Below are 15,922 nucleotides of genomic sequence, written 5' to 3'. Positions count from 1 at the left end.
TATGCGATCGGTCCGACTTTGTGAACAACTCAACTTTAGACGAATTCTAAGCTAGGATGGCTTCCTGAAAGCACTCAGGAGGCCCTCCCATGTACGAACCGATCCGCGCCAAGTCGGTCCACAGCACGGTGGACGGCCCCGCCCCGGACTTTCCCCACCGTTCCCGCGAGGAAGAGCTGGACATCCAGCTCGCGGGCCATCTCGCCGCCCTGCTCGCCGTCACGGACGAGCTGCGAGCGACGCAGAGTTCGACCGACCTGGACACCGCGGCGGAGCGGCTCGCGGAGCAGGTGGGCCGGCTGCGGGGAGGGCGTACACCGGTCCGCGCGCCGATGAGCGGCGCCCGTCGCGAGCGCGGCGCGGCAGCTCTGCACCGGCGGGCGCACGCGCTGGCGGGCCGCGCGCTGGTCGTCGCCGCCTCGCGCGCCGACACGGCGGCCGCCATCCTGTCCGCCGAGCGGATGGACGCGCACGCCGCGGCCCTGGAGCCACGCGAACTCGCGTCCCGCTGAGCCCCCACGCGGGCTCCCTTCGACGGCCCCGGTCCGCGCGCACCCGCAGCGACGCGCGGACCGGGTGCCACAGCACGGCGGGACTGCGTCGGCTGAGCCGCGCCCACGCGGCGGCGCCGCACATCGATACAGCCCCGCGCCCCTGAAAGGCGACGGCAGGGGCCCGCACGCCATGGTGCGGGCCCCTGCCTCCTGTGGTGCTGTCACCGCGGCCGACCGTGACGATGTTGCTGGTCAGGGCACGATCGGAGCCGGCCGCGGCGTCGGTGGAGGGCTGTCTCAGCCCAGGCGCCGCACCAGCGCGTGGTACTCGTCCCACAGCTCCTTGGGCGTGTGCTCGCCGAAGGTGTCGAGGTGCTCGGGGACCAGGGCGGCCTCCTCGCGCCAGACCTCCTTGTCGACGGTGAGCAGGAAGTCCAGGTCGGAGTCGGCCAGCTTCAGGCCGCCTGTGTCGAGGGCGTCCTTGGTCGGCAGGATGCCGATCGGCGTCTCGACGCCCTCGGCCGTGCCCTCCAGGCGCTCCACGATCCACTTCAGGACGCGGGAGTTCTCACCGAAGCCGGGCCAGACGAACCTGCCCTCGTCGTCCTTGCGGAACCAGTTGACGTAGTAGATCTTCGGCAGCTTGGACTGGTCCTTGTCCTTGGCCACGTCGATCCAGTGGGCCATGTAGTCGCCCATGTTGTAGCCGCAGAACGGCAGCATCGCGAAGGGGTCGCGGCGCAGCTCGCCGACCTTGCCCTCGGCGGCGGCGGTCTTCTCGGAGGCCACGTTGGCGCCGAGGAAGACGCCGTGGTTCCAGTCGAAGGACTCCGTCACCAGCGGTACGGCGGTGGCGCGGCGGCCGCCGAAGAGGATCGCCGAGATCGGCACGCCCTTGGGGTCCTCCCACTCCGGCGCGATGATCGGGCACTGGGCGGCGGGGACGGTGAAGCGGGCGTTGGGGTGGGCGGCCGGGGTCTCGGACTGCGGCGTCCAGTCGTTGCCCTTCCAGTCGGTGAGGTGGGCGGGCGGCTCCTCGGTCATGCCCTCCCACCAGACGTCGCCGTCGTCCGTCAGCGCGACGTTGGTGAAGACCGCGTTGCCCCACAGCGTCTTCATGGCGTTGGCGTTGGTGTGCTCGCCGGTACCGGGCGCGACGCCGAAGAAGCCCGCCTCGGGGTTGATGGCGTACAGCCGGCCGTCCTCGCCGAAGCGCATCCAGGCGATGTCGTCGCCGATGGTCTCGACCGTCCAGCCGGGGATGGTCGGCTCCAGCATGGCGAGGTTGGTCTTGCCGCAGGCGCTGGGGAAGGCCGCCGCCACGTACTTGGACTCGCCGCGCGGCGGGGTGAGCTTCAGGACCAGCATGTGCTCGGCCAGCCAGCCCTCGTCCCGGGCCATCACGGAGGCGATGCGCAGGGCGTAGCACTTCTTGCCGAGCAGGGCGTTGCCGCCGTAGCCGGAGCCGTAGGACCAGATCTCGCGGTCCTCGGGGAAGTGCGAGATGTACTTGGTCGTGTTGCAGGGCCAGGGGACGTCCTCCTGGCCGGGCTCCAGCGGGGCGCCCAGGGTGTGCACGGCCTTGACGAAGAAGCCGTCGGAGCCGAGCTCGTCGAGCACCGCCTGGCCCATGCGCGTCATGGTGCGCATGGACACGGCGACGTACGCCGAGTCGGTGATCTCGACGCCGAGCGCGGACAGCGGGGAGCCGAGCGGGCCCATGCAGAACGGCACGACGTACATGGTCCGGCCGCGCATCGAGCCGCGGAACAGGCCGCCCTCGCCCCCGGAGCCCTGGAAGATCTCCCGCATCTCGGCGGGGGCCTTCCAGTGGTTGGTCGGGCCGGCGTCCGCCTCCTTGTCGGAGCAGATGAACGTCCGGTCCTCCACGCGAGCGACGTCCGTGGGGTCGGAGGCCGCGTAGTAGGAGTGGGGGCGCTTGATCGGGTCGAGTTTGCGGAAGGTGCCCTTCTGGACGAGCTCCTCGCACAGCCGCTCGTACTCGGCCTCGGATCCGTCACACCAGACCACGTTGTCCGGCTGGGTCAGCTCGGCGATCTCGCTGACCCACGAGATCAGGCTCTGATGGGTGGTGGGAACGGTGGGAGCCGCGATGTCGCGCGCCACGATTGCTCCTAAATGAGGGATTTTTTTGATGTGGAGGCCCCGTGGGGGCTGCGACCCGGATGCTTCACGGTGCAACTTGGCGCTCATCCGGTGCCGACCGCACTCATTTGATCATCCGACGCCTGCGCCCATCTGTCCAGAGGAGCGCACAAGTGAGCGACGTGAGGATCGCCACGGTTTCTCGCGCCCCTTTTACATGCACGTTGGGTTCACCTGACCGTCCGTTTGCGTAACCACCGTTCGGCCAGGGTGAGAGGATGGCCACTCTTCATCGGCCAATCCACCCGACTGATAGGTCACTTACGGTTCCGTAGCTACCATTCGGCCATGACTGCGTTCGCCCCCGACGCGCCTACGGACACGCCGGCCGACGGCCGTGGTCCGGCGGCGCTCTCCCTGCCGCACCCGGTCAAACCGAAGCTGCGCGGCTGGCTGCACCTCGGCATGTTCCCGGCCGTTCTCGTCGCGGGACTGGTGCTGACCGCCCTCGCCGACTCGACCAGAGGGCGCATCGCCTGCGGGATCTTCGCCCTGACGGCGTGCCTGCTGTTCGGCGTGAGCGCGCTGTACCACCGGGGCGACTGGAGCCCCCGCATGGACGGCATTCTGCGCCGCCTGGATCACGCCAACATCTTCCTGATCATCGCGGGCACCTACACGCCGCTGACCATGCTGCTGCTGCCGGGCGCGAAGGGCCAGTGGCTGCTGTGGGGCATCTGGGCCGCGGCGGCGGCCGGCATCGTCTTCCGCGTCTTCTGGGTCGGCGCCCCGCGCTGGCTCTACACCCCGTGCTACATCGCGATGGGCTGGGCCGCCGTCTTCTACCTGCCGGATTTCATGCGGACCGGCGGCATCGCGGTCCTTGTCCTCGTCATCGTCGGCGGCGTGCTCTACAGCGTGGGCGGCGTGATCTACGGGATCAAGCGCCCCAACCCGTCACCGCGCTGGTTCGGCTTCCACGAGGTGTTCCACTCCTTCACCCTGGCGGCCTTCATCGCGCACTACGTGGGGATCTCGCTGGTGGCGTACCAGCACGCGTAGTGACCGTGGGTAATGATTGACGGTTACTGTCGCATCATGGCTCACGTCACCCCCGCCGACCGGCCCCCACTGGGACTCCGGGAGCGGAAGAAGATCAAGACCCGCCGGGCGATCCGCGCCGCGACCTACGCGCTGATCGAGGAGCAGGGCTACGACGCCACGACGGTCGAGCAGATCGCCGACCGGGCCGAGGTGTCGCCGTCGACCGTCTTCCGGTACTTCCCGGCCAAGGAGGACATCGTCGTCACCGACGAGTGGCACCCGGTGATGCCGGCGGAGCCGCGGGCCCGGCCCGAGGACGAGTCGTGGGCGGACGTCCTGCGGCATGTGATGCACACGGCCCTCGACCGGAGCCTCGCCGAGGAACCGGAGGCGACCCGGCTGCGGGCCCGGCTCGGGGTGGAGGTCCCCGCGGTCCGCGCGCGGATGACGGAGAACATGGCGGCAACCGGCCGGCTGCTTCGCCAGGCCCTCGCCGAGCGCTCCGGGCTGGACCCCGACAGCCTGGAGCTCCGGGTCTTCGCCAGGTCCGTGATGGGCGGGCTGATGGAGGTCTCCCACTACTGGGCCGAGACCGGTCACCGCGACGACATCCGGGAGCTGGTGGACCGTGCCCTGGAGGTCCTGGAACACGGCCTGCCGACCGGAAAGCCCTGAGGCCGGCGCCCGCCGCCATGGCATCCTGACCCGGTGAACGGTCCCGAGATCCACGTCGAGTTCGCCCCCGAGCTGCACGTCTTCGTCCCCCAGGCCCGGCGGTCGGGCACCGTGCGGGCCACCACGGACGGCCTCTCCAGCCTGGGCCATGTCGTCGAGTCGCTGGGCGTGCCGCTGACCGAGGTGGGCGCCCTGGTCGTGGACGGCCGCGAGGTGCCCCTCTCGCACGTGCCCGCGGCCGGCGAGTCCGTGACCGTACGGACCGTCGCCCGCCCTCAGCGGGTGCCGGGCGCGCCCCTGCGGTTCCTCCTCGACGTGCACCTCGGCACGCTGGCCCGCCGGCTGCGGCTGCTCGGCGTGGACACGGCCTACGAGTCGACCGACATCGGCGACCCGGCGCTGGCCGCTCGTTCGGCGGCGCAGCAGCGGGTCATGCTGAGCCGCGACCGGGGGCTGCTGCGCAGGCGCGAGCTGTGGGCGGGGGCCTTCGTCTACAGCACCCGGCCGGAGGAGCAGCTTCGGGACGTCCTGGACCGGTTCCGGCCCGAGCTGCGGCCCTGGACGCGGTGCACCGCCTGCAACGGGGTGCTCCGCAAGGCGACCAAGGACGAGGTCGCCGACCAGCTGAAGCACGGGACGCATGCCACGTACGACGTGTTCGCGCAGTGCACGGAGTGCGGCCGGGCGTACTGGAAGGGCGCGCATCACGAGCAGCTGGAAGCGATCGTGGAGCGGGCGATGGCGCTTCGGCAGGAGCGCCGTTGACGGTTGGGCGCCGGGGGGAACTGCGGGCCGTTTGTTGGCTGGTCGCGCAGTTCCCCGCGCCCTTGGAGGGCGTCTAACGCCTGCTCAGGTCCTTCTTGCCGCAGGCGATGCCGTCCCTGTCGCGGTCCAGCCCGAGCGGATCGTCCCCGCCGTTGACCTTCAGGCGGCCGTAGTCGTTCGTCTTCAGCCACGCGCAGCGGGCCGCCGTCGTCTTCTTCACCTCCGCGGGGAACGCGGTCGGCACGCAGACGTTGACCGAGCCGTAGTGGCGGTCGCACCCGGAGATCGTCGGGCTGACCTTCTGGGACGTGCGCTTCTTGCGGGGCCCCGTGACCTTGCCCTCCGGCGCGTCCGCGAAGTCGTGGACATGCGCCGACGCGTCCGTCGCCCTGAGCGCCTGCGGGCCCTGGAGGTGGACCCACTTCGCCACCGACGGCACCCCGTTCGCGTCCACCGCGAAGAGCATGTACCAGCCGGGCGGGGCCAGGTCGGGGTTGCTCGTCACGTTCAGGTCGACGTTGCCGCCGTCGACGGACAGCGGCAGGTCCACGAACCGCTGGTTCGGGTCCGAGGAGTGCGTGACGGCGGCCGGGCGGATCAGCTCGGCCTTGGCGATGGGCCGGTCGACGGTGATCCGCTGGGTGTCGCCGTAGTTCCACTCGGTGTCGATCACCGAGGTGATCGAGGGGCGCGGGCCCTTGAACAGGTAGGGCGGGCTGTAGACCGACACGTCGTGGTTCCAGGAGCCGTTGCCCGGGTTGTCGCCGGTGGTCATCACCCGGCCGTCGGGCAGCAGGAACGCCGAGGAGTGGTAGCCGCGCGCCTCGGGGTCGACGGCCACCGGGTCGAAGGTCTCCGACTCGGGGTCGAAGAGCGACGTCTCGTAGACCGGGTTGGCGCGGTTGTGCAGCGCGCCGCCCGTCTCCAGCACCTTGCCGTCCGGCAGGAGCACGGCGGAGACGTACATCTTGCCCTGGCCGCCGGTCTGCGGCACGGGCCCGTTGCCGAGGTCGACCGTGCCCTGCGGGACCGGCGGCCCGGCCACGTACGCGGGGTTCGGCTGTTTGAGGTCGATGATGTCGGTCAGGCGGTTCGCCTCCGGGTTGGAGTCGATGTTGCCGCCGCCGAGGGTGAGGACCTTCTGGTCCTGCGCCGGGGGCAGCAGCACACTGGCCGACTGGTCGCGCTCGTCCTTCTTCTGGAGGCCGGGCACCTGGGTGACGGTGTTGGCGGCGTAGTCGTAGATCGCCGAGCCCGTGCCGGGGATGTTGTTGCCGAAGACGTGGCTGCCCGAGTAGAAGAGGCGGCCGTCCTGCATGAGGATCATCGACGGGTACAGGCCCCAGTACGACCAGGTCTGGTTGACCTTCCACAGCGGCTGCCACCGCTGCTCGGCCTCGGAGAACAGCTCGGCGGTGACCGAGCCGGTGGAGTCCTCGCGCAGGCCGCCGAAGGAGATGACGTCACCGTTGCCGAGGACCGTGGCCGACGGGTACCAGTGGCCGTCGTTCATGTCGTTGGTCCTGGAGTACGTCTCGGTCTCCGGGTCGAAGACGTACGACTCCTTGTAGCCCTCGTAGCCGTGCCCGCCCGGCACCGGATACGCCTTGTTGCCGCTCATCACCAGCACGCGGCCGTCCTGGAGCTGGACATGGCCGGCGCAGAACATGTCCTTCGGTGTGGGGATGACCTTGTAGGAGCCGTTCGCCGGGTCGTAGACCGCGCTGGTGAAGGTGCCGGCCTTGAACATCGACTCGTCGTTGCCGGAGCCCGCGATCAGCAGCACCTTGCCGTTGTTGAGGACGACGGAGTGCATGGAACGGACCGGGTTCTTCGTGGGCAGTACGTCCCACGTGCCGTCGGCGCACTGCTTCGCGCTGCCGGTGCACTGCGGCGGCGGGACCGGGTCGGCGACCTGCTCCATCGTGTAGTCGTCGGTCGTGGCCGAGCCGGTGCCGTAGACGGAGACGCCCCAGGAGATGCGGTCGGTGCCGGCCGGGACCTCGGGGGTGCGGACCGTGGCCTCGCTCCAGGTGCCGGTCATCTCCAGCGTCTTGAGGTCGGTCCAGTACTGCCAGCCGGCGGTCGTGTCGTGCCGGAAGACGGTGACCGAGGCGTCCGGGGTGGTCGTCTTGTACCAGAGCCCGAGGTCGTACTGCCTGCCCGGCGTCACCACCGGTGCGCACGCGTCGGACTCGGTGATCAGGGCCTTGCGGTCGCCGTCGACACGGCGGGTCAGCTCGACCTTCATGGCCTTGGCGCCGGTGTGCGCGTCGGCCGTGGTGGTGAAGGCGAAGTCGTTGTCGCCCCAGCCGGACTTCTCCCAGCAGTACGGCATGCCGTCGGTGCCGGCGGTCTCGAAGCCGGGGTTCCTGATGAGGTTGGCGGCGGAGGCGGGCTGGGGCGCGGTCAGCAGCAGGCCGGCCGTGAGCGCGCCCACGCCGAGGAGTGCGGTTCTTCTCCGGTACGTGTTCACACTGCTCTCCTCGCGGTGCGGCGCTCGCGCGCGGGCTTGCCACCGGCCCGGCGCGGCAGGTAGACCAGCGCTTCGGTCGCCACGAAGCGCAGGACGAACGTCGTCACCAGCGCGAGCGCGGTGGCGGACAGCACGCCCAGGTGCAACTGGTGCACGAACAGGGCGATCAGCGGGATGCGCAGCACCAGATCGGCGTTGGCGAGCAGCACGAACCGGCCCGCCCGGTCCCACCAGCGCCGGTGCCGGCGCCGCTCGCGGAACAGCAGGTGCTCGATGAGCAGGAAGTTCCAGGCGACGCCGAGCTGGTTGGCGAGGATCTCCGCCGGCACGTAGTGCATGCCGACGGCGGTCAGCGCCCACAGGCCGACCAGGTTCGGTACGAAGCCGGTGAGCCCGATCAGGCCGAAGCCGACCATGCGCGCGACCGGCGAGGCGGCGCGCAGCCCGGCCAGGTGGCGCAGGAACCGCAGACCCTCCTGCGCGGTCGACTTGGACTCCCCGGCGAACCGGTCCTGGAAGACGAAGGGCACCTCGGTGACCCGGCGCGGGCGGCTGCGGACGGCCAGCTCAAGGAGGATCTTGTAGCCGAGCGGCTGGAGCACCTCGGCCGTGACCGCGCTGCGGCGGATCGCGAAGAAGCCGCTCATCGGGTCGCTGATGCCGTGCAGCCGGCGCGGGAACAGCGCCTTGGTCAGCCAGGTCGCCCCGCGCGAGACGGCCACGCGGTAGCTGCCCGCGAGCCCGGCCCGGCTGCCGCCCTTGATGTACCGGGAGGCGACGACGAGCCCGGCGTTCGCCCGCTCGCCGGTGGCGACCAGGTCGGGCACGAGGGACGGTGGGTGCTGGCAGTCGCCGTCCATGACGACGATCCAGTCGGACGTGGCCGCCTTGAGTCCCTCGACGACCGCGCCGCCGAGCCCGCCCACCGGCTCCTGGCGGTGCAGGACGGTCACCGGGAACGGGCAGTCCTGCGCCGCCTTCTGGATGACCTCGGGCGTGTCGTCGGTGGAGTCGTCGACGAAGAGGACCTCGCAGGGCAGCCGGGCGGGTACGGCCTCGGTGATCTGGTGCAGCAGCTGCCGTACGTTCGCCGACTCGTTGAACGTCGGTACGACGATGGTGACGGCGCCCGGTTCGGGGATCTCGGCGGTCTCGACGACCTCTCCGGGGACGGTGGACTCCTGGCTCATCGCGCGCCTCCGGCGGACGTCTGGATCTGGCGGATCTCGATGCGGTCCGCGCCGGTGCCGAAGGTGGCGACCGGGTCGGAGTGCTCCATGGCGGCCTTGACGTTGGGCAGGTCGGCCGCGTCGCGCCGCACGGTCGGCGAGGCGACGACGTAGTCCAGGTCCTTCCAGCCGCGCGGCATGGTCTTCGTCACCGCCGGGTCGAGGTCGGCCTTGTAGAACCAGATGACGCCGAGGCCCGGCCGGTAGCCCTGGTGCACGAGGTCGAGCCAGAGGGCGTCGTCGACCAGCACCCGGGTGCGCTCCGGGTTCTCGACCTCGGTGGCCAGCCACCGGGAGGCGGCCTTGTAGGGGGCGTTGGCGTCGGTGGTGACGGCCGTGCGGGCGCCGTCGTACCAGTGCGGTACGACGTAGGCGCCGGCGGCCAGGGCGAGGACCGTGGCGAGTGTGTACCGGCCCGCGCTGACGTACCGTTTCTCCACCTCGGAGCGCCGGCGGCTCAGCACCGCGTGGGCGACGGAGGCGGTTCCTCCGGCGAGGACCAGCGCGAGGAACGGCAGGGCCTGGATGACGTACATCGCGGGCAGGTAGCCGCCCGGGCGCAGGGCCAGCGCGGCGAGGATCGCGACGGCCAGGGCCGGTCCCGCCAGGGCCCGGGCGGTGACCGACCAGCGCCAGGTGACGAGCAGGAGCAGGGCGCCCGCGAGGCCGCCCAGCGGCAGGATCCTGTCGTAGTACAGCCAGGACTGGAGCACGCCCCAGGAGCCGGAGCCCTGGTCCAGGATGAAGCCCGAACCGGGCCTGGTCATCTGGTACCTGACGCCGTCCCAGAGGGAGACGTGCCCGGCGCCCGGCAGCAGCTCGCCCTTGAGCAGGGCGAACAGCGGGTACGAGAAGCCGATCAGGGCGCAGGCCGTGACGGCTCCGGTGAGGGCGAACTTGCGGGTGTCCCGGTGGCTGTGCCGCCACATGGTGAGGAACAGGGCGGGCAGGACGATGAGCATCGTCTCCTTGGTGAGGACGGCCGTCGCCGCCGCGAGCCCCGCGCCGAAGTGGTGCCAGAGGTGGCGGCTCGGGGAGGCGGCCAGCGTGAAGGCCAGCAGCGTCCACATCACCGCGAGGTTGTCGAGGAAGATCTCCCGCTGGAGGACGACCGCCAGCGGCGAGAGGCCGAAGAACACCATGCCGAGCGCGGCCGCCCAGCGGGGCAGGGCGAGGCGGCGGCCCAGGACGTAGACGAGGACGGCGCTGATGCCGCTGATCACCAGCATGGCGGCGCGCATGGTGCCGACCGTCATCGACTCGGGGCTGATCAGCGCCGGGATCCAGGTCAGCACGGCGATCTGGATCCAGCCGAGCGGCGGGTGGTCGTACCAGTAGGTGTAGTGGGCGAGGCCGTCGCCCTGCTGGACCGACCAGGCCTGGGCGAGGTAGGTGCCCTCGTCGTCGCTGAGCGCCGGGTAGTCGGCGATGTTCCAGCCCTGCACGACGAGGATCGCCACGAGCAGGACACCGCACAGGAGCAGGTCGGACCGGGAGGAGCGCAGCCGGCTCGGCGGCTCCGGCCGCCGGTGCGCACCGGTGCGGGGCGCGGGCCGGCGCCGCGCGGGGACCTTCGGGGTGGTCACCGCGGGAAGGGTGGAGGTCACGCGGGAACGTCCTCTCGGGTCACGGGAACGTCCTGCCGGTTCACGGGACCGTGCTGCCGGTTCACGGGACCGTGCTGCCGGTTCACGTCGCCGTCCTGCCCGGTCACAAAGCCGTCCTGCCGGGTCGCGGCCGTCTCGCCGAGATGCGCGCCGACATGGGTCGTCAGCTCCCAGTCGCGCCGGCCGCGCTGCTCGCGCCACACGGCACGCACGGCCGCCCCGGCGAGCAGGACCTGGTAGAAGGGGCCGCCCGCGATCAGCTTCAGGTAGTGCGCGAACCGCACGCGCAGTCCGTACTGCTTGCCGAAGTCGTGGAGTCCGACGACCTCGAAGACGAAGGTGACCAGGGCCGTGACGGCCGGCAGGAACGTGATGAAGGCGATGCCGACGGGCACGTCCAGGAACAGCGCGACCGCCACGTTCAGCGGGATGACCAGGCCGGTGAAGGCCTGCATGAACGGTGTCATCAGGGTGTAGCGGGCGAGCAGCCGCTGCCCGAGGGTGGGCAGTTGCTTCCAGTCCTTCTTCCGGTACACCTGGAGGAACCCCTGGTTCCAGCGGGTGCGCTGCTTCAGCAGGGACATCAGCGAGCCCGGGGTCTCCTCCCGGGTGACCATGTCGGAGTCGTAGGCGACGACGACCTTCTTGCCGACGCTGGAGAGCCGCACGCCCAGGTCGCAGTCCTCGGCGAGGCAGTCCGGGTCCCAGCCGCCGGCTTCCCTGAGGACGCCGGTGCGGACGAAGACGGTGTTGCCGCCGAGCGGAATGAAACCTTTCTGCGCGTGCAGATGGAGCCGCGAGCGGAACCAGAAGAAGTACTCCAGGCAGTTGCGCAGGCTGTACCAGCTGGAGTGGAAGTTGATCAGCTGCACCCCGCCCTGGACGACGTCCGCGGCGGTGGTGCGGAAGGCGTGGTCGACGTGGGCGAGGAGCTCGGGGTGGACCTGGTCCTCCGCGTCGAAGACGCCGACGACGTCGCCGCGGCAGTGCGGCAGGGCCGTGTTCATGGCCTTCGGCTTGTTCTTCTTCTCGTGGCGGTCGACGACGACCCGGACCCGTGGATCACGCGCCGCGGCCCGCTCGGCGACGGCGGTGGTCTCCGGGTCGTCGTGCCCGACGATCACGATGATCTCGAAGTCGGTGTGGCTCGACTCCAGCAGCCGCTGGATCGTGTGGTCCAGCACCGCCTGTTCGTGCCGCGCGGGCAGCAGCAGCGAGAACGAGACGTGCTCGTCCCCGTCCGGACTGGTGAACCGTGTGGAGGCGAGCACTTCCGGCGTGCGCCAGGCGTGCATCTGCCACCACAGGGTGAACGCCGCCATCCAGAACAGGGCCAGTGAAACGGCCGCGATGAAGACATGCGTGAGCAAACAGATCCCCCCAGATCCCAGAACCCCCTGACGCGACGGTGAGCCTGTGCGGCCTCGTCCGCCACGTCACTGTGCAGAGGTTAAGGGGGAACTGTGAAGCCCGGGGGCTGTTCAGATAAAGACCATGTTTCCGTTGATACGTGACTTCAGCCACTCAAGGCCGCACGCAACCTGTCAGTTTCGGTCGTCGGGGCGTCGCATGTGAAGTTGCGGCAGACATACGCGGCCGGTTCACCGCCGACCAGCGGACGGTCCGCGAGCAGCGGGAACTCCTCGCTCCCCGGGGCCCCGACGGCGACGACCGCCCCGGGCGCGGTGCCCAGAAGCGCCGTGCGGAACAGGGTCCTCGTCCCCTCGTCTTCGAGGGACGGCCCCACGATCGCGACCTCGCGCGGCCCGTCCAGCGCGGCCTCCGCGGCGGCGAGCCCCCAGCCGATGAAGCGCGGCACACGCGGCCCGAGCGCCTTGACGACGCCGAGGGCCTTCTCGGCCGCCGTGCGGTGCGGCTCGGACCCGGTGTGCGCGGCGTAGCTCAGCAGGGCGCCCGCCGCCGCGCTCCAGCCGGACGGGGCGGCGTTGTCGGTCGGGTCCTGCGGGCGGCGGATCAGCCGCTCGGCGTCGGCGGCCGTGTCGAACATCGCGCCCGACTCCTCGTCGGTGAAGCGGGCCAGGACGTGGTCGAGCAGGAACCCGGCGAACTCCAGCCAGACGCCCTCCCCGGTGACGGACGCCAGCGCGAGGAAGCCCTCCGCCACGTCACCGTAGTCCTCCAGCACGCCCGCGTTGGCGCCGGCGTGGCCGTCCTTGCTGGTGCGGGTGAGCCGGGCCTGCTCGTCGAGGTGCAGCCGGACGAGGAGGTCGGCGGCGGCGAGGGCGGCCTCGACGAGGTCGGGCCGGTCGAAGTAGGCGCCGGTCTCGGCGAGCGCGGCGATCGCGAGCCCGTTCCAGGCGGCGACGACCTTGTCGTCCCGGCCCGGGGCGGGACGCCCGGCCCGCGCCGCCAGCAGCCGCTCCCGGACGGAGGCGATCCTCCCGGCGTCGAAGACCCCCTCCTGCTGCGGCAGTTGGAGGACGGACTGTCCGTACTCGAAGGTGCCCTCCTCGGTCACGCCGAAGTGCTGGACCGCGAGCTCGGCGTCCTGCTCGCCGAGCACCTCGCGCAGTTGCTCCGGCGTCCACACGTAGTACGCGCCCTCGACGTGCTTGCCGCTGCCGTCGTCGCTGTCGGCGTCCAGCGCGGAGGCGAACCCGCCCTCGGCCGTGCGCAGTTCGCGCACCATGAAGTCGGCGGTCTCCAGGGCCACCCGGCGGGCGAGCTCCGAGCCGGTGGCGCGCCACAGGTGGGCGTAGACCCGGCACAGCAGCGCGTTGTCGTACAGCATCTTCTCGAAGTGCGGCACGATCCAGTCGCGGTCGACGGAGTAGCGGGCGAAGCCGCCGCCGAGCTGGTCGTAGATGCCGCCCCGGGCCATGCGCTCACATGTGTCCTGCGCCATCTGCAGGGCGCCCTCGGCACCGGTCCGCGCATGGTGGCGCAGCAGGAACTCCAGCACCATGGACGGCGGGAACTTCGGCGCCCCGCCGAATCCGCCGCGCTGCGCGTCGTACTCGCGGGTGAGCGCGAGCAGCGCCTGCGCGAGTTCCTGCTCGCCGGGTGTCTGCGCGTCGCCGTAGGAGATCTCCCGCCCGGCCAGGTCGCGGACGATCTTCCCTGCGACCTCGGTGACCTCGTCCCGCCGCTCCGCCCACGCCTGGTGGACGCCCTGGAGCACCTGCCCGAAGGACGGCATGCCCTGGCGCGGGGCGGGCGGGAAGTACGTGCCGAAGTAGAACGGCTCGGCGTCCGGGGTGAGGAAGACGGTCATGGGCCAGCCGCCCTGGCCGGTCGCCGCCTGCACGGCCTCCATGTAGACCGCGTCGACGTCCGGGCGCTCCTCGCGGTCGACCTTCACGCTCACGAAGTGCGCGTTGAGGTACTCGGCGGTCTGCTGGTCCTCGAAGGACTCGTGGGCCATGACGTGACACCAGTGACAGCTGCTGTAGCCGACGCTGAGCAGCACGGGCACGTTCCGCTTGCGGGCCTCCTCGAAGGCCTCCGCCGACCAGGGCCACCAGTCCACGGGGTTGTCGGCGTGCTGCAGGAGGTAGGGGGACGTGGTCTGCGCGAGTCGGTTGGCCATACCTCATCCTGACGCACGGACCAGAACACCACCCCTACGGCGCGGGGGCAGCGCACGAACAGGGCCGGATCCGATCCGCACTGTGCTTGATCCGTCTAACTCAACGTGTCAAGACTGCGCTCTCTGACTAGCAACCGCCAAGTGCGGCAGCCCTCCGGCTGGCAGTCACCATCGGGAACGACGCCATGAACGACCGATGGAGAGAGTCGCCCCGTAAGTAAACTTGCTGATCAGGCCGGCCGGGCTCAACTGCCGCCTCGAAGCGGGTACCACCGCACGAGGTACGCCTCTCCTCGCTCGATCTTCCGCAGGTCACTCGGTATCGATATCGGCTTCCCCAAACTCCTGCTCGGACGGGAGGATTCCCAGGCTTTCGATGAACTCCCTCTCCCGGGCCGCCACCTCGTGCTGACGTGCAGCGATGAAGTCGGCATAGTCGTCAGCCTTGAGGCAGGCGACTGATGCGAGACTGACCCCATGCGAATCTAGGATTTCGGTTTTGCCTTCCTCAGCGAGTCTGATGAGTGCCTGCCGGATTGACATACCAGGCGGCGTTGCCATGACGATGCGGTTGGCAGGGCTTGAAGCCCCCCGGATCCTGCTCTGAGTGATGATGTGCCGGTAGGTTTCACGATGTGCTTTCGCCAGCTGGTCAACAACACTGATGGGACTACCATCAGGATTCTTCCGCTCCGGGAAAGTCTGCAAATCCCATAGGAGATAGGCACGCACACGCGCACTCCGCAGATCGAACCGTTCAGGGAAGGCTCGAGCTCGCTCGCCCGAGTAGCTTAGCTCCTTCGTCCCCGCCGCGAAGGCCTTCATCTCCTCGATGAATTTGCGAACCTGTGTGGTGTTGGCACCGGCGAACGTCCCAGCGAGCGAGGTGATCCAGAACCAATCGCGGAGCTTACTCCGTTGCTCTTCCGCAACCGTTCCAGAGAAATGGAAGAAGACAGCAAGCAGCATGATCTGAATGTTATACGGAACCAGCCGGGCGAGCGGGACCTTGGTCTCTACCTGAAGGAAATCAACAACCTCCTGCAAGGTGCGATCAGTCTTGTCCACCGCATCAATGAGCTGACCCTGGACCTTGCGTGCCATAATTTCCCAGGAAGTGTTTTGCACATCCTCCTCGCCAGACAACGCAAGTACGATCTGGAAGATCGTCATAATCGGGATCTCCCCGAAGCCGGAGGACGCAATCCGCTCCTGGATCTCCTCCATTTTTTCGCTCAACGTTTCGGGTCCAGTAGTTCCGTAGGTCAGGGCGGAAACCATCTGGTCGGGACGCATCTTCTGGCCACTGCTGTTGATCCTGGAGAAGACCTCCACGGCCTGCTGGAGCGTCCCACCCTGCATGCGCACGACGGAGACCTTGTAGTTTTTCACCCGTTGCGCGATGCGTTCACTTTCATTGGTAAGGCGGTCAGCTTCATCCCGAGGATAAACATCGGACAGCTGGCGCGCATACTCGAGAAAGTCCAAAGTTCGCAGCACGGACCTCATTGGCAGGTAATTCTCGGGAGCCTTCTCGCCGCTTTTCCAATGGCGGTAGCGCACACCGTCGTGGTCGGCTCGGTCGAGCGGACGATAGACCCACCACATCCAGTCTTCCTGCCGGTTGGACTGAGGTGCGTCGGCTGCGCGATGAAGGACTCCGAAAAGCGTCGAAAGCCGCTGGTGGCCGTCCAGAACATAGGCCACCTTTCCCCCCTCTGGCACCGGCGGAATCCTGCGTCCGCCGATGGAGTCAAGGCTCGCGAGCGGCTTAGACGTCTCCCAGATGAGAAGGCTCCCAACCGGATAGCCACGCTCCATGCTGTCAAACAATTGCAGCATCTGCTCCGGACGCCAGAGGAAGGGGCGTTGGAATTTTGGTACCCTCAATTCACCGCGGCGAATCCAGTCCAGCACTTGTTCAAGGAACTGAACTTCTGGAACCACTGAGATATCCTTGTCCACTTCGCCCTCCT

Annotated in this window: 11 protein-coding genes; 4 read left to right on the top strand and 7 right to left on the bottom strand. The window is 69.3% G+C overall.

The features are described from left to right. Positions 1–89: 89 nt before the first annotated feature. Positions 90–512 (top strand): hypothetical protein, encoded by a 423-nt coding sequence (locus tag ACFZDA_RS22470; protein ID WP_391084172.1) that lies wholly within the window; start codon positions 90–92, stop codon positions 510–512. 279 nt (positions 513–791) lie between these two features. On the opposite strand, the gene ACFZDA_RS22465 is transcribed toward ACFZDA_RS22470, so the two are convergent. Next, positions 792–2,621, bottom strand: a complete 1,830-nt coding sequence (locus ACFZDA_RS22465) for a phosphoenolpyruvate carboxykinase (GTP) (protein WP_391084169.1) — start codon at positions 2,619–2,621, stop codon at positions 792–794. Between the two features lie 327 nt (positions 2,622–2,948). On the opposite strand from ACFZDA_RS22465, the gene ACFZDA_RS22460 reads away from it, so the two are divergent. The 3 genes from ACFZDA_RS22460 to ACFZDA_RS22450 are packed head-to-tail and all read left to right on the top strand — an operon-like array spanning position 2,949 to position 5,084. After that, positions 2,949–3,662: a hemolysin III family protein gene (locus tag ACFZDA_RS22460; protein WP_391084166.1), complete on the top strand. Its 714-nt coding sequence runs from the start codon at positions 2,949–2,951 to the stop codon at positions 3,660–3,662. A gap of 36 nt (positions 3,663–3,698) precedes the next feature. Further along, positions 3,699–4,319: a TetR family transcriptional regulator gene (locus ACFZDA_RS22455; RefSeq protein WP_391084163.1), complete on the top strand. Its 621-nt coding sequence runs from the start codon at positions 3,699–3,701 to the stop codon at positions 4,317–4,319. A 33-nt stretch (positions 4,320–4,352) separates the two neighbouring features. Further along, positions 4,353–5,084: a Mut7-C RNAse domain-containing protein gene (locus ACFZDA_RS22450; RefSeq protein ID WP_391084159.1), complete on the top strand. Its 732-nt coding sequence runs from the start codon at positions 4,353–4,355 to the stop codon at positions 5,082–5,084. 73 nt (positions 5,085–5,157) lie between these two features. Here ACFZDA_RS22450 and ACFZDA_RS22445 read toward each other — a convergent pair whose 3' ends face one another. The 6 genes from ACFZDA_RS22445 to ACFZDA_RS22420 all read right to left on the bottom strand — a co-directional run bounded on the left by ACFZDA_RS22445 (position 5,158) and on the right by ACFZDA_RS22420 (position 15,911). Continuing rightward, entirely contained in the window at positions 5,158–7,560 is a 2,403-nt protein-coding gene (locus tag ACFZDA_RS22445) for a galactose oxidase-like domain-containing protein (protein WP_391084156.1), read from the bottom strand. Further along, positions 7,557–8,750 (bottom strand): glycosyltransferase, encoded by a 1,194-nt coding sequence (locus ACFZDA_RS22440; protein ID WP_391084153.1) that lies wholly within the window; start codon positions 8,748–8,750, stop codon positions 7,557–7,559. The genes ACFZDA_RS22445 and ACFZDA_RS22440 overlap by 4 nt, the downstream gene beginning before the upstream one ends. Then, on the bottom strand, positions 8,747–10,396 hold the full coding sequence (locus ACFZDA_RS22435) for a phospholipid carrier-dependent glycosyltransferase (RefSeq protein ID WP_391084149.1): 1,650 nt from the start codon (positions 10,394–10,396) through the stop codon (positions 8,747–8,749). Before ACFZDA_RS22435 ends, ACFZDA_RS22440 begins: the two co-directional genes overlap by 4 nt. Further along, positions 10,393–11,766: a glycosyltransferase gene (locus tag ACFZDA_RS22430; RefSeq protein WP_391084146.1), complete on the bottom strand. Its 1,374-nt coding sequence runs from the start codon at positions 11,764–11,766 to the stop codon at positions 10,393–10,395. Before ACFZDA_RS22430 ends, ACFZDA_RS22435 begins: the two co-directional genes overlap by 4 nt. 146 nt (positions 11,767–11,912) lie before the next feature. After that, the gene (locus ACFZDA_RS22425; RefSeq protein ID WP_391084143.1) at positions 11,913–13,946 is read right to left on the bottom strand and encodes a DUF255 domain-containing protein; all 2,034 of its coding nucleotides are present in this window, start codon (positions 13,944–13,946) and stop codon (positions 11,913–11,915) included. 312 nt (positions 13,947–14,258) lie between these two features. Further along, positions 14,259–15,911 (bottom strand): DUF262 domain-containing protein, encoded by a 1,653-nt coding sequence (locus ACFZDA_RS22420; RefSeq protein ID WP_391084141.1) that lies wholly within the window; start codon positions 15,909–15,911, stop codon positions 14,259–14,261. Between the last annotated feature and the right edge of the window lie 11 nt (positions 15,912–15,922).

It is taken from the genome of Streptomyces sp. NPDC007991, assembly GCF_042958445.1.
Classification (GTDB): domain Bacteria; phylum Actinomycetota; class Actinomycetes; order Streptomycetales; family Streptomycetaceae; genus Streptomyces.
The sequence above is the reverse complement of the archived record's forward strand: the minus strand, read 5'-3'. Positions and strand labels throughout refer to the sequence as shown.